Raw genomic sequence first — 17592 nt, 5'->3', positions numbered from 1 at the left:
CCAAGATTCAATCAGAGCCGCGCGAATACGCCGGAGGGCATTCCACGGACTTGACGATCGGCCGGGCGGCCAGCACGGCGCGAGCCCGGGCCCGGTCGAGGTTCCAGCCGTTCCAGGGGTCGGGGCGGGACAGGCCGTTGGCCGCGACCACGTCGGCCAGCACGCAGCTGCGCTGCGGCTCCGGCAGCTTGTCCAGCGCCGGTACGGCCTCCGCGCCGAGGTCGCCCAGGTAGTCGGAGTCCAGCTTGGTCACGCCGCGCACCTCGACCTGCGTGTGGGCGACCTGGAGATCGGGGTTCACGATGGCGAACGCGCCCAGGCCCAGCCCGGTGACCAGCACGACCGTACGCGGCAGCCAGCCGGAGCCGCGGCCCAGGAGCCGAGCCGCCCCCGCCAGCAGCACCAGCGCGAACAGCGTTCCCAGCCACCACACCGTGGCCTGCACGGACAGGCGCAACCTGGACAGGCCGTACGCCTCGGTGTAGAGGTTCATGCGGTGCAGGGCGGAGGCCAGCACCACCATGGTCAGCCCGCACAGCACGCCGAGCAGCACGGCCAGCAGCCAGCGTTCGCGCCGCTCGACCTTGAGCATCCCGCTGGCGACCGCCACGATGCCCAGCACGAACACGCTGACCACCACGAGCTGGAAGAACCCCTGCCTGGCGTACTCGGCATAGGTGAGCCCGGCCGTCTTCAGCACCCAGGTGTTGCCGCCGAACAGCGCCGTGATCTGCACCGCCACGAACGAGGCGAACAGCAGGTTCACCGCCGTGAGAGGCACGATCCAGACACTCCTGCTCACCGTGAACTTCGGCTCCGGCCCCACGGGGTCGACCACCGGCCTGAGCGCGACCAGCACCACGGCGGCCAGCAGGACGGCGAACAGCCCGAACAGGAAGATCCGCACCGGCGCCGACTCCGCCCAGTCCGGCGCGGTCGTCAGCCGTTCCAGGAAGGAGGCGAACACCGCGTCCGCCGAGGCGAACAGCAGCCCGAACACCAGGAGCAGCACCGCCGTGATGCCCAGCGCGGCCAGCATCGGCATGAAGCGCCGCCTGGCGGTCAGCTTCTTCAGCGGCTGGGCCAGGAACCACGGCACCGGGCCGAGCGCCAGCATCACGGACACGCCGCCCCGGATCACGCCGAGCCACCCGGCCCCGGCTCCCGACACGGCCAGCGCGCCCAGACCGGCCCCCGCCACGAGCAGGAGCGCGACCAGCCAGTCCGCGTCGCGCACCGCCGCCATCGAGATCAGGAAGTACGCCGTCAGCCCGAACGCCACCGTCCACGGCGTCATCCGCCGCAACACGGCAGGCAGCGCGGCCGCGCCCAGAACCATGGCGACCAGCACGATCCCCAGCCCGACCTGCGCCTCGGGCAACGCCACCGCCGCGAACACCCCGGCCCCGGCCGCCGCGGGCAGCAGCCAGCGGGGCGAGTCGGGCAGCTCGGGCCTGGGGAAGAGGGGCGGCGGCACGTAGGGCGGCGGCGGCCCTCCCTGACTCCGGTGCGGCGCCGCAACCTGCGGGCTCCCCTGGCCCGCCGCCGACTGGGCCGCCGACTGGGCCGCCGACTGGTACGCCGCGACCTGCGCCGACTGGTAGGCCGCCACGGCCGCCCGGCGTCCGGACCCGGCCCCCATCCCCGCGCCGACCGCGCCCATGAGCGCGGTGCACATGACGAGCGTGACGAGGGCCATCCCGTCGCTGACGGTCACACTGACGAGCACGGCGGCGAACAGGCCGATCAGGAACCCGACCAGCACCCCGATGACCGCACTCCCGATCATCCTGACGAACGCGCTGCCCGCCGGCACCCCGGCACCACGCCCAGTGCCCCCCGCGACAACGCCACCACCGGACGCACCCACACCCGCCGCGAGCCCAGCACCCCCGCCACCGGCGAACGCGCCCGCACCCGTTGCGAACCCCGTGGACGCGCCCGCACCCACCGCGAACCCCGCGGACGCGCCCGCTCCGGTTGCGAACCCTGAGGGCACCCCCACCCCTGCCGCCGGCCCAGGCGCGACGACGGCGCCCGTCTCGCTCTCGGCGGCGGGGCGGCCGGGCGTAGCGACCGTGGCCAGGGCTACGAGAGCCGCGACTCCGGCGGCGTCACGGGACCCTTCACCTGAAGCCGCACCGCCCTCGACCGCGTCGGCCGCCGGGCCCACCACCTCGGCGCCGTCCCCAGCCGAGGCGGTGACCCCAGCCGAGGCGGTGACCACCAACTCCGCGGCGCGATCGCGGGTCTCGGGACCCGCCGTCGTCGGGGCAGCGGCGTCCAGAGCCTCCGGCAGCTGCTCGGTCCCCGTGCCCCGCTCACCGCCCTCCAGCGGCACATCCGCCATCGTCGTCCTCCCTGGTAAATCGACCACCATGCGGCATCCCGCACAGTCGTCGATGCGAATGGAGCCCCCGTGCAGCTCGACGATCTCCTTCACGATGGCCAGCCCCAGCCCGGCGCCCCCGGAGTCGGCCGCCCGCCCGGCGTCGAGCCGGGAGAAGCGCTCGAACACGCGTCCCCTGGCCGCGACCGGGATCCCCGGCCCCTGGTCGGCGACGGCCAGCAGCACCCCGGCCCCCTTCGCCGCGACGGTCACGGTCACCACCCCGTCCGAGGGGCTGTGCCGTACCGCGTTGTCGAGGAGGTTCGCCAGGACCTGCGCGAGCAGGTCGGGGTCGGCGCGCACCACCAGGTCGGCGGGGACCGACGCCCGGATCGCGACGTCGTCGCGGGCCAGCGCCCCCTCGCGCACCGCCTGCTCGACCAGCGGCGCCAGTTCGACGGCCTCGGGCTCGATCAGGCGTACGCCGGAGTCCAGCCGCGACAGGTCCAGGAGCTGGGCCACGAGGCGGCCGAGGCGTTCGGTCTGGGCGAGCGCGGTCCGCATGGTGACGGGGTCGGGGGCGGAGACGCCGTCCACGACGTTCTCCAGGACCGCGCGCAGGCCGGTGATGGGGGTGCGGAGCTCGTGGCTGACGTTCGCGATGAGCTCGCGCCGCTGCCGGTCCACCTCGCCGAGGTCGGCGGCCATCGCGTTGAACGCCCTGGCCAGCTCCCCGACCTCGTCACGCGACGTGGCGGTCACGCGCAGCCCGTACAGGCCCTTGGCGATCGTCTGGGCGGCGCTGGCCATCTGGCGCAGCGGCTTGGTCATCCCCGTGGCCAGCAGCTGCACCATGATCAACGCCAGGACCACGGCGACCGCGATGCGTAACTCGCGGGACAGGCCCGAGTTGAGCCCGACCTCGTTCACCACGAACGCGGTCCCCACAGCCAGCACGATCACGATGCCGAGCTTGACCTTGATGCGGCCGAGGAAGTCGAGCGGCCTCATCGCCGCACCAGGGCGTAGCCGACGCCGTGCACCGTGCGCACCACGTCGGAGCCCAGCTTGCGGCGCAGCGCCCGGACGTGGCTGTCGACGGTCCTGGTCGCCGCCGCCTCCGAGAAGCCCCACACGTCCGACAGCAGCCGGTCCCGCTCGAACACCTGTCCGGGGCGCTCCGCCAACCGGCGCAGCAGGTCGAACTCCGTCCTGGTGAGCTGCGCCTCCGCGCCCCCGACGAACACCCGGCGGGCCGCGGTGTCGATCTCGACCTCGCCGACCCTGATCACCGTGTCCTCGGCCGCGAGCTGGGCCGCCCGCTCGACCCTGCGCAGCAGCGCGTGGATCCTGGCAACGAGCTCGCGCATGCTGAACGGCTTGGCCAGGTAGTCGTCCGCCCCCACGCCGAGCCCGACCAGGACGTCGGTCTCCTCGCCGAGCGCGGTCAGCATGAGCACGGGCACCGGCCTGGCCGCCTGCATCCGGCGGCACACCTCCAACCCGTCGAGCCCCGGCAGCAGCCGGTCGAGGATCACCAGGTCCGGTTCCGCCTTGCCGTACTGGATCAGGGCATCCTGCCCGTCGCCGGCCACCCTGACGTCGAAGCCCTCGGCGGCCAGCCGGTTCCGTACGGCCAGCGCGATCGTCTGATCGTCCTCGACCACGAGGATGCGTCGCTGCTCTGCCACGTACGAAAGCCTAGAAGCGGCCTGTGCAGACGACACTCCTAAATTTGTGCACATACAGTGCAGACTTGGCTGGTGAACACAGCCGGATACCTCCGCCGCATCGGCCTGCCCAGCCTCCTCAACGCCCCCACCAGCGCAGATAACCTGCGGGCGCTCCACACCGCGCACCTCGAGAAGGTGCCGTACGAGGCGCTGGAGATCTGGCTCGATCGCCCCACCACCGTCGATCCCGTCGAGTCCGCCGAGCGCATCATCGGAGGGCGCGGCGGCTACTGCTACCACCTCAACGGCGCGTTCTCCGAGCTGATCAGGTCGCTGGGGTACGACGTGACCAGGCACGTCGGCGGGGTCCAGAACCGCGGCGACGAGCCCGGCATCACCGCCAACCACCTGGTGCTCACCGTGCGCGGCCTGCCGTCGCAGGACAATCCGGGCGGTGCGTGGCTGACCGACCTCGGGCTCGGGGACGGGTTCCACGAGCCGCTGCCGCTGGTCGAGGGCACGTACGAGCAGGGGCCGTTCACGTACGTCCTGCGCCCGTCGGAGGTCGCTCCGGGCGGCTGGCGGTTCGAGCACGATCCGAGCGGCTCGTTCGAGGGCATGGACTTCGGCCCGGCCCCGACGGACATGTCGGCGTTCGTCGATATGCACCGGCATTTGACGACGTCGCCGACGTCCGGGTTCGTGCGCATCGCGACCGTCCAGCGACGGGACGCGTACGGCGTGGACAGCCTGCGCGGGCTCCAGCTGAAGCGCATCGGCGGCCGGACGCTCTCGGTGACCTTGGACAACGCCCGCGACTACTACGCGGCGCTGGCGGACATCTTCCTGCTCCCGCTCACCGACGTGAGCGGGCCGGAGAAGGAGAAGCTCTGGCGCAGACTGTACGAGGCGCATGAGGCCTGGCTGGCCAGTGACGCGACGTGACGGCCTTGCGCTATCGTGCACCTCGACATGGGTGAGACCCGGAAGCTGGCCGGTCGCTACCGGCTGCTGAATCCCCTGGCCGCGGGCTCTGTCCGGCTGGCCTTCGACGAGTCGGAGCACCGCGATGTCACGGTCAGGGAGCTGCGGGTCCCGGCCGAGCTGCGCGACGCCGCCCTGGAGGAGGCCCGCCGGGCATCCGGGCTCCGGCACGCCTCGATCGTGCGGGTGCTCGACGTGGTGATCGAGGACCAGACGCCGTGGCTGGTCATGGAGTTCGTGTCGGGGGCGTCGCTGGAGCAGACCGTACGCGCCCGCCGCCCGCTGCCGGTCGCGCAGGCGGCCAGGGTCGGCGTCTGCGTCCTGTCCGCCCTGACGACGGCTCACGAGGCGGGGATCGTGCACGGGCGCGTTGAGCCCGGCAACGTCCTGCTCACCCCGACGGGCCGGGCGGTGCTCACCGGCTTCGGCTTCCCCAGCCTCAGCATGCTGCCCTCCGCGGACCTGTGGGCCCTGGCCGCCACGCTGCATTTCGCGGTGGAGGGCCGCCCGCCGGGGCAGGTGCCCGCGGAGGGCGCGGACCCGCTCAGGACGCTGATCAGAGCCATGCTCCACCCGGCGGGAGCGCCGGCGACGGACGTGATCCGCGAGACCCTGGAGCTCCTGGCCGTGAGCCGCCCGCTGGACGTGATCATCGGGTTGTTCGGGCCGCTGCCGATCCCCGTGGTGGCCGCGATGGGGCTCGCGCTGATCGAGCAGCTCCAGGCCGGGGAGGCGTTCCACGGCGGGATCCAGCCCGGCAACGTTCTCATCGACGACCGGGGCCGGGCCCACCTGACCCCGCTGCTGAGGTCGGGAACGCTCCCGGCCTACACGGCCCCGGAGGCCTCCGCCACCCTGGCCGCCGATCTGTGGTCCCTGGGCGCCACGCTCTTCACCGCCGTCGAGGGCGTGCCGCCCTCGCCCGGCGCGCCGCTGACCAGAGCGGGGGCGCTGGGTCAGGTGTTGTTCCGTCTTTTGTCAGGTAATCCGTTGGAACGTCCCACTCCGGATGAGCTCCGCCGCGACCTCCGGTTGGTACGACGCACCCGTTGAGATACATCGCGATTGGAACCAAGCGATGGGCTCACTCGTTGGACAGGGGACGCAGAATGTAGGAGAGGCGGGGCACGCGCTCCGTGTTCGGAAGCAGCTCGGAGGAAGTTGAGTATGTCGCCAATCCAGAAGTACGCCATTGGCGCAGGCGCCGCGGTTCTGCTCTCGCTGATCTTCTTCGGGACCGGATGGATCACCCTGCTGGTCATCCTCGGCGTGATCGCCGCCCCTGTGGTCGGTTACCTGATGCTGGACCCGTCGCAGCGCGAGCGGCTCAAGAGGGCCCGCAGGCGCGGCATCGGCCGCTGAACTCCGCGCGGCGGGGGCCGTGACACGGCCTCCACCGCGCGCTCAGGCGTCCGCTGCGGGCTCAGGCGTCCGCCGCGCGCTCAGGCCTCCGCCGTCGCCGCCGCCTGCTCCGTCTGCACGCGCTGGGTCACCCGGCGCTCGATGTAGAACGACAGGAACGGCACCGTGCCCCCGACCATGACGCCGAGCATGTACTGCCACGTCCAGCGCGCCTTCATACCCAGGTTCATGACCGCGACCAGGTAGAGCATGTAGAGCCCGCCGTGGATGGGCGCGATGACCTTCGACAGCGTCGGGTCGCCGAAGCCGTAACGCACCACCATGGCCACGCAGAGCACGAGCAGCATGCAGCCGACCACGTACGCGAGCACCCGGAAGGGCTTCAGAGCCGATTCCACGATTAACCTTCCAGAGCCATCTCAGGGGACTTGGCACGGTCCCGATCGCTTCGTACGGCATCGCGTACGAAGTGGAACCACATGAATACGGCGAATCCTGCGAAGATCCACCAGTTGGCGGCATATGCCAGGTTACGCCAGGTCAGCGTGCCTCCCACCACCGGCGGCTGGATCTCGACCTGCGCCAGCGAGCCGGACGGCGGCTGCGCCACGACGAAGCCGGCGCGTACCTGCTGACCGCTCCACAGGTTGACCAGCTCGCCCGTGGACACCGTCTGCACCTGACCGGCGGGCAGACCCTCCGCGCGCCGCTGCACGCTGTCGGTGCCCTGCTGCGGCCGCAGCCGCCCGGCCACCGTGACCTTGCCCTGCGGCACCGCGGAGACCGCCGGGTCGTCCGCCTTGGCGGTCCAGCCCCGTACCACCGGCATCAGCGTGCCGTCGTCGAGCCGGAGCGGCGTGAGCACCCAGTAGCCGCGATCGCGCGAGACGTTGCCGCCGGGGGCGTCGACGTCGGCCCGCCGGTCGGCGACCAGGAGTTGGCGGCCCGCCTCGTAGACCCCCTCCGCCGTGACCTTGCGGCCCACGTGCTCACCGCTCAGCTGCGGGCCCACCTGGGCGAGCGTGCCGACCGCGACGGGCCCGGGATCGGTGGAGGCGTGCGGCTTTCCCGAATCCTGGAAAACGCCGAGCTGCCAGCGCCCGAGCAGGATGAACGCGACGAGGACCCCGATCGTGAGCAGGTGCAACCCCATGAGACGGGGGGAGAACAGGGTCCGCAGCATGTTTCAAAGCTATCCGCCGGGTGGGGTGGTCCCCTAATCAGCCCATGCCTACCGATACCAACAAACAGTGCAAACGACACAGGCGCTCACGCTAGGCTGCTGGCCATGTCTGACCAGCATATCGACCCTTCGGGCAACACTCAGCAGTTCAAGGCTTTCGCTCAGCGCCGCGAGCAGGAAGCCGCCGCCACCCCCAAGAAGTCCCCCGTCGTGCCGATCATCGCGGTCGTCGTCGCGATCGTGATCGTCGGCGTCGCCGCCTTCCTCCTGCTGAAGTAACCCCAGATCTGATCGAACCGCCGCGGGGGCCGTGGCGGTTTCTCGCCGTTCACGCAACCATCCCTTCGGCCCGCCCAACGACGCGCGGGCCCTCGGCCACCCCGCCTCCCCTGCCGACGCCAATCCGGCCCGCGAGGTGGATGCCTCCCAAGGACCTCTGCCGAGGCGCAGCACCCCACAGGCAAGAGCCGCCACGCCACGTGCCCGCCCGCGCAGGAACGCGCCACGGCCACCGAACAAGCGAACGGCCGCTTGGGGGCGGTGAGGCTGGAGACGCCCAGGGGGCGGGATAGCGGCAAGGACCAGAGCGGGCGTACGAGCGGTGGGGCACGCGAGCGGAGCCGAGCGGGCGCGGGGGGCTGGGAGTGCGCCGAGGGCCGGGAAGCGCGCTGCGGGTGCGGATGGCGGGACGGGCGCGGGTAGCGGGGTGAAGGGCGGAGGGCGTGAGAGGGGGTCGCTCTGGACCTCGGTGAGGCGGGTTATTACATTGGATTGAGCGTCCAATAAGCGCCACCCCGGGAGGTCAGATGCCAGGGTTAGCGATCATCGGGTCCGGGTTCGCCGGGATCGGCATGGCCATCAAGCTCAAAGAGGCGGGGTATCACGACTTCGTCATCCTGGAGAAGGCCGCCGACCTGGGCGGCACCTGGCGGGACAACACCTACCCCGGCTGCGCGTGCGACGTCCCCTCGCACATGTACTCCTACTCGTACGAGCTGAACCCGGGCTGGTCCCGCATGTTCTCCCCACAGGAGGAGATCTGGGACTATATGCGCTCGTGCGCCGACAAGTACGGCGTGACCCCGCACATCCGGTACGGCAAGCGCGTCGTCGCGCTCGAGTACGACGACGGCCGGCGCGATTGGTCGGTCACCACGGATGACGGGGCGACGTTGCGGGTGAACGCGGTCGTGTCGGCCATCGGCGCCCTACATATACCGAAATTTCCCGAAATTTCGGGGTGCGAGTCCTTCGCCGGACCCGCCTTCCACTCCGCCGAGTGGGACCACTCGATCGACCTGACCGGCAAGCGCGTGGCCGTCATCGGCACCGGCGCCTCCGCCATCCAGTTCGTCCCCCAGATCGCGCCTGCCGCGAGCCACCTGACGGTCTTCCAGCGCACTCCCCCATGGATCCACCCCAAGCCGGACTTCGCCATCACCCCCGCCACCCGCCGGATCCTCGGCCTGCCCGGCCTGGCCAGGACCATGCGCAACGCCATCTACTGGGCCCTGGAGACGCGGGCGCTCGGCTTCACCGTCGACCCGCGCCTGATGAAGGCCCACGAGAAGCTGGCCCTCAGGCATCTCGAAGCCCAGGTCCCCGACCCGGACCTGCGCCGCAGGCTCACCCCCGGCTACCTGATCGGCTGCAAGCGCATCCTCATCTCCAGCGACTACTATCCCGCCCTCACCAGGGACAACGTCGAGCTGGTGACCCACGGCATCACCGAGATCAGGCCGCGCTCGATCGTGGACTCCTCCGGCGCCGAGCACGAGGTCGACGCGATCGTCTACGGCACCGGCTTCAAGGTCGTGGACGCGCTGCAGGAGCAGCACATCGTCGGCAAGGGCGGCCGCAAGCTCCAGGACGCCTGGCAGGACGGCATCGAGACCTACTACGGCATCGCCACGTCCGGCTTCCCGAACCTGTTCTTCCTGCTCGGCCCCAACACGGGCCTCGGGCACAACTCGGTCGTGTTCATGATCGAGTCGCAGGTCCGCTACATCATCGACTGCCTGCGCCTGCTGTCGAGGACGCAGGCCAGGGCCGTGGACGTCAAGCCGGGCGCCCAGCGGGCGTTCGCCCGCCGCCTGCGCGAACGGCTCGACCCCCTCGTCTGGAACGCGGGCGGCTGCGACTCCTGGTATCTGGACGAGCACGGAGTGAACCGGACGATCTGGCCGGGCTTCACCTTCGAGTACTGGGCGCGCACGAGAAGGGTCAAACCCAGCGCGTACGAGCTCATCTACTGAGGAAACACGCAGAACTCGTTGCCCTCCGGGTCGGCCAGCGTCACCCAGTCGTCGTACGTGGCCAGCAGCGTGGCACCCAGCCCGCGCAGCCGGTCGATCTCGGCGTCGAGGTCGTCGGCGCTCAGGTCGAGGTGGAGCCGGTTCTTGACGACCTTGCGCTCGGGCACGTGCTGGAACCACAGCCGCGGCGGCCCGCCCTCGACCAGCACCGTGGGGTCGTCCTCGGGGTCCTCGATGCCCTCGCCGCGCAGCCGCGCCAGCTCGGCCTCGTCGTACGGCGCCACGGCGTAACCGTCGAGCGCCGCCGCCCAGAACCTGGCCAGCGACGCCGGGCGGCGGCAGTCGACCACCACGTCACGCAGCCGGGCCACCGGGCTTCCTCGCCTCGATGAGGAACCTGGAGGAATGCGCCACGAACGGACCCTCCGCCTCGATCCGGTCGTGCAGCTCGCGCAGCCGGTCCGCGTACCGCTCGACCGAGAAGCCCGGCACGATCCAGATCACCTTCCGCAGGAAGTAGATCACCGCCCCCACGTCGCAGAACTCCATCCGCAGCCGCTCGAACCGCAGGTCCACGACCTCGAGCCCGGCCGACTCGGACGCGGCCCTGGCCTGGTCGGGGTCACGGGAGGAGCCGTCGTGGGGGCCCATGAAGTAGTGCGTGAGCTCCGCGACGCTCCACGGCCCGACCTGCTGCGAGAAGTAGGCGCCGCCGGGGCGCAGCACGCGGGCGATCTCCTCCCACCAGGTCTCCACCGGATGGCGGCTGGTGACCAGGTCGAAGACGCCGTCCCGGAACGGCAGGCGCGGATCGTCGTCGTCGGCCACCACCCACGCCCCGCGCGGGCGCAGCCGCGAGGCGGCCAGCTTGAGGTTGGGCGGCCAGGACTCGGTGGCCACGGTCACCGCCGGCAGCGTGGGCACGCCGGCCAGGATCTCGCCCCCGCCGGTCTGAACGTCGAGCGCGGCCTCGGCCCCGGCCATCCGCTCGCCGAGCAGCCTGGCATACCCCCAGGAGGGCCGCTCCTCGCTGGCCCGGCCGTCGAGCCAGGAGAAGTCCCAGCCGTCCACGGAGACCGTGGCGGCCTCCTGGACGAGGTCGTCGTACGTACGGCTCATTCTTCGACCTTGTCAGCGGCCCCACCGGACGTTCAACCAAATTTCGTCATACGCTCCGCATCACGCGCAGCGGCCGCGTACCGCCACCCGGTCGATGCCGAATCCGCTCCGCATCACGCGCAGCGGCCGCGTACCGCCGCGCGGTCGATGCCGAGGTGGTCGATCAGCCCCGCGACCGGGTCGGGCCGCCCCTGCGCCAGCAGGGCGAGCACCAGCTGCCGGGGCGCCTCGACCGCCCTGGTCTTCATCGTCGTGGCCTTGATGGCCTGGTTGATGGTGGCGCGGGCGCTCGACGTCAGCGCGGTGCCGGGCACCTGCGGGTGCTTGCGCGGCGTCCGCGGCAGCAGGTCCCCGACCTCCAGGCCGAGCATGCGCAGCGCCGCCCGGTCGAGCTCGTCGAGCGCGGCCCGCGCGCCCGCCACGTCCACGCCGAGGGCGCGGGCGAGGTCCGCGTCGTGCAGGACGCCGAGCAGCAGGTGCTCGGTGCCCAGCCGCCGGTCGCCCCGCTGCCTGGCCTCGTCGAACGCGGCCTTGACGATCACGCCGAACCGGCTCTTCTCAAAGCCGAACATCGCGAACCCCTCACTTCCCGTATTTGGCGTGCACCGACTGCCGTGACATGCCGAGCGCGTCGCCGATCTGCTCCCAGGTCCAGCCCTGCTCCCTGGCCAGCGCCACCGACACCGCCTCGACCTGCTCGGCCAGCCGGTGCAGCGCGCCCACCGCCCGCAGGCCCAAGGCCGGGTCGTTCGACCTGATCCGTTCGGAGAGCTCTGTTACGTCCACCCTGTCAGGCTAGATTGACAGCCGCCGATGTGTCAATCTAGCCTGACAGCCATGGATGACGTGTTGATCGTGGGGGCGGGACCCGTGGGGCTCATGCTCGCGTGCGAGCTGGGCCTGGCGGGAGTCCGCCCGATCGTGCTGGACAAGAGGCCGGAACCGAGCGAGCTGCCCAGGGCCAACGGCCTGGGCGGGCAGATCGTCGACCTGCTCGACCACCGCGGCCTGCTGGAGCGCTTCAGCGCGGGCAGCCCGTTCGCCGGGCGGCCGCCCGGGTTCCCGTTCGGCTCGGTGCCGCTGCGCTTCGCGGGGGCGGCCGACCTACCGTTACGGCTGCTGATGATCCAGCAGCCGCGGATGGAGCAGCTGCTCGCCGAGCGCGCCAAGGAGCTCGGAGCCGAGATCAGGCGGGGGTGCGAGGCGCTCTCCCTGGCCCAGGACGAGGAGGGGGTGACACTGGAGCTCACGGACGGCACGCGGATGCGGGCCCGCTACGTCGTGGGCTGCGACGGCGGGCGCAGCAGCGTACGGCGGGAGGCCGGGATCGGCTTCCCCGGCACGACCGACGACGAGGTGCTGCGCCTCGGGCACTTCGCGACCGGCGCGGACACGGGCGTCTTCGAGGCACTGGAGACCGACGGCCTGGCGCCCGGCTGGAACCGCACCCCGAACGGCCGCCTGCTGCTCACCGCGCTCCAGCACGGCGTGCTGATCGCCGGTGTACGCGAAAAGGGGGCTCCCGGCGACGGCCCCGTGACCCCGGAGGACTTCCGGGCGGCCGTGCGCCGCGTGCTGGGCCGGGACCTGCCGTTGGGCGAGCCGATCTGGCTGTCCAGCACGGTCGCGCAGGCGCGGCTGGCCGAGCGGTACCGGGCGGGGAGGGTGTTCCTGGCCGGGGACGCCGCGCACCTGTTCCCCGCGGGCGGCTCGGCGCTCAACGTCGGCATGACGGACGCGGCCAACCTCGGCTGGAAACTGGCCGCCGCGCTCCTGGGGCGGGCCTCCGACGGGCTCCTGGACACGTACGAGTCCGAGCGGCGGCCGGTCGCCGAGCGCGCCCTCATGCAGACGCGGGCACAGGCGGTGCTCGACCGGCTGGAGGGCGAGGACGGGGCGGCGCTGCGGGAGCTGCTCACCGAGGTGCTCGCCTTCGAGGAGCCGCTGCGGCACGTGGCCGGGCTGCTGCACGACTCCGGCGTCCGGTACGGCCCGGCGGCGCACCCGCTGGTGGGCCGGTTCGTCCCGGATCTGACGCTGGCCGGCGGGCGGCGGGTGGCCGAGCTCATGCGCGAGGGCCGGCCCGTGCTGCTCGACCTGGGCGGCGGCGCGACGCTGGACGACGACTGGATCGACGTGGTCAGGGCCCGCGCCGACCACCCGCCCGCCGACGCGCTGCTGATCCGCCCCGACGGCTACGTCGCCTGGGCGGGCACCGAAGGGGTCGCGGAGGCGGCCCAGGAGTGGTTCGGGCTCACAGCCAACCGGGCTTGACCAGGCCTGACTCGTAGGCGATCACCACGAGCTGGGCGCGGTCGCGGGCGTGCAGCTTCATCATGGCGCGGCTCACGTGCGTCTTGGCCGTCGCCGGTGACATGAACAGCTTGGCCGCGATCTCGTCGTTCGTCATGCCGGTCCCGACCAGGCCGAGCACCTCGCGTTCGCGCTCGGTGAGCTGGTCGAGCCCGTCGGCGGCGACCGGCTCCTTGGCCCGGGAGGCGTACTCGGCGATCAGCCGGCGCGTCACGCTCGGCGACAGCAGCGCCTCCCCCGCCGCCACCACCCGGACGGCCTGGATCAGCTCGGCCGGCTCGGTGTCCTTGACCAGGAAGCCGCTGGCCCCGCCGCGCAGCGCCTCGAAGACGTACTCGTCCAGCTCGAACGTCGTCAGGATGATGATGTGCGGCCCCTGCGGCATCTGCCGGGTGGCGGTCAGGCCGTCCATGCCGGGCATGCGGATGTCCATCAGCACCACGTCCGGCTGGTGTTCGCCCGCCAGCCGGACCGCCTCGGCGCCATCGGAGGCCTCGGCCACCACGGTCATGTCCGGCTGGGCGTCGAGCAGCGCCTTGAAGCCCGCCCGGACCAGCGCCTGGTCGTCGGCCAGCAGCACCTTGATCATGAGGTCTCCTCGGGTAGTGGCAGCCGGGCCTCGACCTGGAACCCCGTGCCGGACGGCCCGGCGACCAGCGTGCCGCCCAGCGCGGAGGCCCGCTCGCGCATGCCGGGAATGCCGTTGCCGCTGCCCGCCTCGGACAGCACGGGGGCGGTCGTCGCGCCGGAGTCCGTGACGTGGATGGCCAGCTCCTGCTCGCCGTACTCCAGGCGCACGCTCACCGACGAGCCGGGCGCGTACCTGGCGGCGTTGGTCAGCGACTCCTGCACGATCCGGTACGCGGCCCGCTCCACCTGCGGCGGCAACGGCCGCGAGCCGACGCGTTTGAGCGTCACGTCCATGCCCGAGCGCTCGATCAGGTCGTCGAGGCGGTCGAGCCCGGCCGTGGGGGAACGGGGCGCCCCTTCGCGAAGGACGTTCAGGACCGAGCGCATCTCGCCCAGAACCTCCTTGGACGCCGTCTTGATGGTGGCCAGAGCGGTCTTGGCGTGGTCAGGGTTGTCGTCGATGAGGTGCAGCGCGGTGGACGCCTGCACGTGGATGAGCGAGATGTTGTGCGCGAGCACGTCGTGCAGCTCCTGCGCCATGGTCAGCCGCTCCTCGCTGGCCTGCCGCCTGGCCTCCTCCTCGGCGACGCGCTCACGCTCGGCCCGGCGCTCCCTGACGATCCTGACCAGTTCGGCCACGACCATGAGCAGCATGATGAACGTGAGGATCCACACGCTGTGGAAGAGGTCGCGGTTGCCGATCAGCCAGGCGTAGGTGAGGAACGACAGCACCGTCATCCCCGCCATGAACCAGGCCATCGCCCGCTTGCCCCGCGTGACCAGCAGGAACAGCAGGATCGCGGGGCTGATGAAGCTGGGGCCGTAGGCGTACCCGCCGGCCAGGTAGAGGTCGCACGCGCCGAGCGCGGCGGCGGTCGTGAGCAGCGGGAAACGGCGGTGCAGCAGGATCGCCAGCGGCCCGATCAGCAGCAGCCCGTACGCGTAAGGGTCGAGCGGCTCCCTGAGAAACCGCTGCCCCCAGGACGCCCCCTTGGCGATGACGAACTGGGCGGCCGCCACGATGAGGGCGAGATAAGGATCGAATCCGAACTTTCCTCGCACGACCCCTACGCTAGATCAGCGCTCTGACCTGCGCATCATCCCAGCGTGTGAGGGGGCCCTACCGCGACGGGCGTACGTGGGCCATCGTAGGGACCATGCGCCGAGTGATCGTCCCCGCAGCAGCAGTCCTCATCACGCTCGTGTCGGCCCCGCCCGCGCTGGCCGGGCCACAGCAGAAGGTACCGGTCGCGGAGGGGTACGGCGGCGCCGTCGCCACCGTCGACCTCGACGCGAGCAAGGCCGCCATCGCCGTGCTCAGGAGGGGAGGCAACGCCGTCGACGCCGCCGTCGCCGCGGGCGCGGTGCTGGGCGTCACAGAGCCGTACTCCGCGGGCCTGGCCGGCGGCGGCTTCATGGTGTACTACGACGCCAGGCAGCGCAAGGTCTTCACGATCGACGGCCGTGAGACCGCCCCGCAGGCCATGACCTCGACCACGTTAGAAGGCATCCCGTTCGAGGAAGGCGTCACCAGCGGCCTGTCGGCGGGCATTCCCGGCACGGTCGCGAACTGGGACCTGGCCCTCCGCAAATTCGGCACGATCTCCCTCAAAGAGGCCCTCCAGCCCGCCATCGACGTGGCTTCCAAGGGCTTCGTCGTCGACCAGACCTTCCACCAGCAGACCGCCGACAACGCGGCCCGGTTCAAGGACATCACCTCCACGGCCAAGCTCTACCTCCCCAACGGGGCCCCGCCGCCCGTCGGCTCGGTGTTCAGGAACCCCGAGCTGGCGGCCACGTACCGCGAGCTCGGCAAGCGCGGCCCCGGCTGGCTGTACGGCGGCCGGCTCGGCCAGGAGATCGTGGCCACCGTCAAGCAGCCGCCGGTCACCCCCGGCAGCACCCGCAACGTCCGGCCGGGCCTGATGGAGCTGTCCGACCTGCGGGCCTACCGGGCGCTCCTGCGCGAGCCCACCAAGATCTCCTACAAGGGCAAGGACGTGTACGGCATGGCGCCCCCGTCCTCCGGCGGCTCGACGGTCGGCGAGGCGCTCAACATCCTTGAGGCCCTTCCTCAGGTGGGCCTGCACGAATACCTGGAGGCGTCGAGGCTGGCCTTCGCCGACCGCGGCAAGTACGTCGGCGACATTCCCGGCGTGCCGCTCAAGGAGCTGCTGTCCGACGGCTTCGCCAAGGAGCGGGCCTGCCTGATCGGCGACCGAGCGACGGCCCACCCGGCGGCCCCCGGCAGCCCGGACGGCTCGTACGAGCCCTGCGCCCAACCCACCGGCACCGCCACCCCGATCGCGGACGAAGGCCCCGAGACCACCCATCTCGTCATCGCCGACCGCTGGGGCAACGTGATCGCCTACAACCTGACCATCGAGTCCACCGGCGGCAACGGCATCGTGGTGCCCGGACGCGGCGTAATGCTCAACAACGAGCTGACCGACTTCACGTTCGGCCCGGCGCCCGGCGACCCGAACCTGCCCGGCCCCGGCAAGCGCCCCCGCTCGTCGATGTCGCCGACGCTGGTGTTCGAGCACGGCAGGCCCGTGCTGGCGGTCGGCTCGCCGGGCGGCTCGACCATCATCACGACCGTGCTGCAGATCCTGGTCAACCGGTACGAGTTCGGGATGCGCCTGCCGGACGCGCTCGCCGCGCCGCGCGCCACGCAGCGCAACACCGCGCAGACCCAGGCCGAGCAGGCGTTCCTGGACAAGTACCGGACCGAGCTGGAGGCCAAGGGGCACAGCTTCGCGCTCAACCCGGAGATCGGGGCGGCGACGGCGCTGGAGTTCGTCGGCCGGGGCCGGATCCAGGCCGTCGCCGAGCCTGTCCGCCGCGGCGGCGGCAGCGCGCTGGTGGTGGCTCCCTAGAAGTCGCCCACGTGGTCCTTCGCCCATTCGGCGAAGGACCGCGCGGGCCGGCCCGTCACCTCCTCGACCGTGTTCGTCAGGACGGGTGGCGGGCCGTCGAGCATCTGGGCGTAGCCGTCGAGCAGCGCGTCCACGAACGAGTCGGGGAAGGAGTCGTCGGCCAGCAGCCGCTGCCGCTCCTCCTCCCTGGAGAGCTCCTGCCAGCGCAGCGGGCGCCCGAGCGCGTCGCCGAGGATCCGCACCTGCTCGACCTGGGTCAGCACCTGCGGCCCCGTCAGCGCGTAGCGGGCCCCGTCGTGGCCGTCCGTGGTCAGCGCCCGTACGGCCACGGCGGCGATGTCGCGCTCGTGCAGCATCGCCATCGGCAGCGCGCCGAACGCGCCGCGCACCACGTCTCCCGAGCGGATCTGGTCGCGCCACCAGAACGCGTTCGCGGCGAACGTGCTGGGCCAGAGCATGGTCCAGGCCAGGCCCGACTGCTCGACGCGCTGTTCGAGCTCGTTGTGCGAAAGGCCGACGGACGAGTCGGGCTGGTCGCGTACCGCGCCCGAGGAGAGCAGGACGACGCGGCGGGCATGTCGCCTGATCGTGCCGACCACTGCGGGGGCGAGGTCCGCGGTGTGGAAGGGCCAGATGAGGAAGACCGACTCGACGCCGTCCAGGCACCGGTCGATGGTTTCGTGGTCGCCCTTGACCACCTCGACGGCCGCCGGCAGGGCCGCCCAGGAGGGGTCACGGGTCATGGCGCGTACGGGCTGGCCGGCCTCGACGAGCTGGTGGACGACCTGGCGGCCGACGTTTCCGGTGGCTCCTGTGACGAGAATCATGGGTCCAAGGTTGGCCCGCGGGCCGAAGCTGCCCCAAT

18 protein-coding genes are annotated in these 17592 nt (G+C 71.7%); 7 read left to right on the top strand and 11 right to left on the bottom strand.

Annotation, left to right across the window (positions count from 1 at the left end; all coding sequences use genetic code 11):
• Positions 1-7 precede the first annotated feature (7 nt).
• A complete protein-coding gene (locus ABZX61_RS02830; RefSeq protein WP_355190973.1) occupies positions 8-3340 on the bottom strand; it encodes a DUF4153 domain-containing protein in 3333 nt (1110 codons plus the stop codon).
• A complete protein-coding gene (locus tag ABZX61_RS02825) occupies positions 3337-3996 on the bottom strand; it encodes a response regulator transcription factor (RefSeq protein ID WP_350728657.1) in 660 nt (219 codons plus the stop codon). The genes ABZX61_RS02830 and ABZX61_RS02825 overlap by 4 nt, the downstream gene beginning before the upstream one ends.
• Before the next feature lie 96 nt (positions 3997-4092).
• Here ABZX61_RS02825 and ABZX61_RS02820 point away from each other — a divergent pair, with 96 nt between their 5' ends.
• The 3 genes from ABZX61_RS02820 to ABZX61_RS02810 all read left to right on the top strand — a co-directional run bounded on the left by ABZX61_RS02820 (position 4093) and on the right by ABZX61_RS02810 (position 6348).
• Positions 4093-4947, top strand: a complete 855-nt coding sequence (locus tag ABZX61_RS02820) for an arylamine N-acetyltransferase (protein ID WP_350728520.1) — start codon at positions 4093-4095, stop codon at positions 4945-4947.
• A gap of 27 nt (positions 4948-4974) precedes the next feature.
• Positions 4975-6039: a protein kinase gene (locus ABZX61_RS02815; RefSeq protein ID WP_350728519.1), complete on the top strand. Its 1065-nt coding sequence runs from the start codon at positions 4975-4977 to the stop codon at positions 6037-6039.
• Between the two features lie 114 nt (positions 6040-6153).
• Complete coding sequence (locus ABZX61_RS02810) at positions 6154-6348, top strand: hypothetical protein (RefSeq protein ID WP_350728518.1); 195 nt, start codon at positions 6154-6156, stop codon at positions 6346-6348.
• Positions 6349-6428: 80 nt separating this feature from the next.
• On the opposite strand, the gene ABZX61_RS02805 is transcribed toward ABZX61_RS02810, so the two are convergent.
• The gene (locus tag ABZX61_RS02805; RefSeq protein WP_350728517.1) at positions 6429-6746 is read right to left on the bottom strand and encodes a DUF3817 domain-containing protein; all 318 of its coding nucleotides are present in this window, start codon (positions 6744-6746) and stop codon (positions 6429-6431) included.
• Positions 6747-6748: 2 nt separating this feature from the next.
• Positions 6749-7531 (bottom strand): SURF1 family protein, encoded by a 783-nt coding sequence (locus ABZX61_RS02800; RefSeq protein WP_355190970.1) that lies wholly within the window; start codon positions 7529-7531, stop codon positions 6749-6751.
• Positions 7532-7636: 105 nt separating this feature from the next.
• Here ABZX61_RS02800 and ABZX61_RS02795 point away from each other — a divergent pair, with 105 nt between their 5' ends.
• Positions 7637-7810 (top strand): hypothetical protein, encoded by a 174-nt coding sequence (locus ABZX61_RS02795; protein ID WP_355190968.1) that lies wholly within the window; start codon positions 7637-7639, stop codon positions 7808-7810.
• Between the two features lie 527 nt (positions 7811-8337).
• Complete coding sequence (locus ABZX61_RS02790; RefSeq protein WP_355190966.1) at positions 8338-9786, top strand: NAD(P)/FAD-dependent oxidoreductase; 1449 nt, start codon at positions 8338-8340, stop codon at positions 9784-9786.
• Here ABZX61_RS02790 and ABZX61_RS02785 read toward each other — a convergent pair.
• From ABZX61_RS02785 to ABZX61_RS02770, 4 genes are all read right to left on the bottom strand, one after another.
• The gene (locus ABZX61_RS02785) at positions 9780-10157 is read right to left on the bottom strand and encodes a VOC family protein (protein WP_355190964.1); all 378 of its coding nucleotides are present in this window, start codon (positions 10155-10157) and stop codon (positions 9780-9782) included. The genes ABZX61_RS02790 and ABZX61_RS02785 overlap by 7 nt on opposite strands.
• Complete coding sequence (locus ABZX61_RS02780) at positions 10141-10905, bottom strand: class I SAM-dependent methyltransferase (protein ID WP_350728512.1); 765 nt, start codon at positions 10903-10905, stop codon at positions 10141-10143. The genes ABZX61_RS02785 and ABZX61_RS02780 overlap by 17 nt, the downstream gene beginning before the upstream one ends.
• Before the next feature lie 113 nt (positions 10906-11018).
• On the bottom strand, positions 11019-11477 hold the full coding sequence (locus ABZX61_RS02775) for a Clp protease N-terminal domain-containing protein (RefSeq protein WP_355190962.1): 459 nt from the start codon (positions 11475-11477) through the stop codon (positions 11019-11021).
• Positions 11478-11487: 10 nt separating this feature from the next.
• Positions 11488-11691, bottom strand: a complete 204-nt coding sequence (locus ABZX61_RS02770; RefSeq protein ID WP_185071099.1) for a helix-turn-helix domain-containing protein — start codon at positions 11689-11691, stop codon at positions 11488-11490.
• A 51-nt stretch (positions 11692-11742) separates the two neighbouring features.
• Here ABZX61_RS02770 and ABZX61_RS02765 point away from each other — a divergent pair, with 51 nt between their 5' ends.
• Complete coding sequence (locus tag ABZX61_RS02765) at positions 11743-13179, top strand: FAD-dependent monooxygenase (RefSeq protein ID WP_355190960.1); 1437 nt, start codon at positions 11743-11745, stop codon at positions 13177-13179.
• On the opposite strand, the gene ABZX61_RS02760 is transcribed toward ABZX61_RS02765, so the two are convergent.
• Positions 13160-13807, bottom strand: coding sequence for a response regulator transcription factor (locus ABZX61_RS02760; protein ID WP_350728509.1), 648 nt, complete (start codon positions 13805-13807; stop codon positions 13160-13162). The two genes, ABZX61_RS02765 and ABZX61_RS02760, sit on opposite strands and share 20 nt — an antisense overlap.
• Positions 13804-14910 (bottom strand): histidine kinase, encoded by a 1107-nt coding sequence (locus tag ABZX61_RS02755; RefSeq protein ID WP_355190958.1) that lies wholly within the window; start codon positions 14908-14910, stop codon positions 13804-13806. Before ABZX61_RS02755 ends, ABZX61_RS02760 begins: the two co-directional genes overlap by 4 nt.
• 95 nt (positions 14911-15005) lie before the next feature.
• Between ABZX61_RS02755 and ggt the strand changes: the two genes are divergently transcribed.
• Positions 15006-16727: a gamma-glutamyltransferase gene (gene ggt / locus ABZX61_RS02750; protein WP_355190956.1), complete on the top strand. Its 1722-nt coding sequence runs from the start codon at positions 15006-15008 to the stop codon at positions 16725-16727.
• On the opposite strand, the gene ABZX61_RS02745 is transcribed toward ggt, so the two are convergent.
• Complete coding sequence (locus ABZX61_RS02745) at positions 16724-17554, bottom strand: NAD(P)H-binding protein (protein WP_355190954.1); 831 nt, start codon at positions 17552-17554, stop codon at positions 16724-16726. The genes ggt and ABZX61_RS02745 overlap by 4 nt on opposite strands.
• Positions 17555-17592: the final 38 nt, after the last annotated feature.

The sequence above is a fragment of the Nonomuraea sp. NPDC003709 genome (assembly GCF_040610775.1).
In the GTDB taxonomy this organism is placed as follows: Bacteria; Actinomycetota; Actinomycetes; order Streptosporangiales; family Streptosporangiaceae; genus Nonomuraea; species Nonomuraea angiospora_A.
This window is presented reverse-complemented; position numbering and strand designations above follow the sequence as displayed.

Excerpts from the sequence above, each read along its gene's own strand:
- ABZX61_RS02830 (WP_355190973.1), bottom strand. The coding sequence starts at position 3,340 with ATGAGGCCGCTCGACTTCCTCGGCCGCATCAAGGTCAAGCTCGGCATC.
- ABZX61_RS02815 (WP_350728519.1), top strand. The coding sequence starts at position 4,975 with ATGGGTGAGACCCGGAAGCTGGCCGGTCGCTACCGGCTGCTGAATCCC.
- ABZX61_RS02810 (WP_350728518.1), top strand. The coding sequence starts at position 6,154 with ATGTCGCCAATCCAGAAGTACGCCATTGGCGCAGGCGCCGCGGTTCTG.
- ABZX61_RS02800 (WP_355190970.1), bottom strand. The coding sequence starts at position 7,531 with ATGCTGCGGACCCTGTTCTCCCCCCGTCTCATGGGGTTGCACCTGCTC.
- ABZX61_RS02795 (WP_355190968.1), top strand. The coding sequence starts at position 7,637 with ATGTCTGACCAGCATATCGACCCTTCGGGCAACACTCAGCAGTTCAAG.
- ABZX61_RS02790 (WP_355190966.1), top strand. The coding sequence starts at position 8,338 with ATGCCAGGGTTAGCGATCATCGGGTCCGGGTTCGCCGGGATCGGCATG.
- ABZX61_RS02780 (WP_350728512.1), bottom strand. The coding sequence starts at position 10,905 with ATGAGCCGTACGTACGACGACCTCGTCCAGGAGGCCGCCACGGTCTCC.
- ABZX61_RS02775 (WP_355190962.1), bottom strand. The coding sequence starts at position 11,477 with ATGTTCGGCTTTGAGAAGAGCCGGTTCGGCGTGATCGTCAAGGCCGCG.
- ABZX61_RS02765 (WP_355190960.1), top strand. The coding sequence starts at position 11,743 with ATGGATGACGTGTTGATCGTGGGGGCGGGACCCGTGGGGCTCATGCTC.
- ABZX61_RS02760 (WP_350728509.1), bottom strand. The coding sequence starts at position 13,807 with ATGATCAAGGTGCTGCTGGCCGACGACCAGGCGCTGGTCCGGGCGGGC.
- ggt (WP_355190956.1), top strand. The coding sequence starts at position 15,006 with ATGCGCCGAGTGATCGTCCCCGCAGCAGCAGTCCTCATCACGCTCGTG.
- ABZX61_RS02745 (WP_355190954.1), bottom strand. The coding sequence starts at position 17,554 with ATGATTCTCGTCACAGGAGCCACCGGAAACGTCGGCCGCCAGGTCGTC.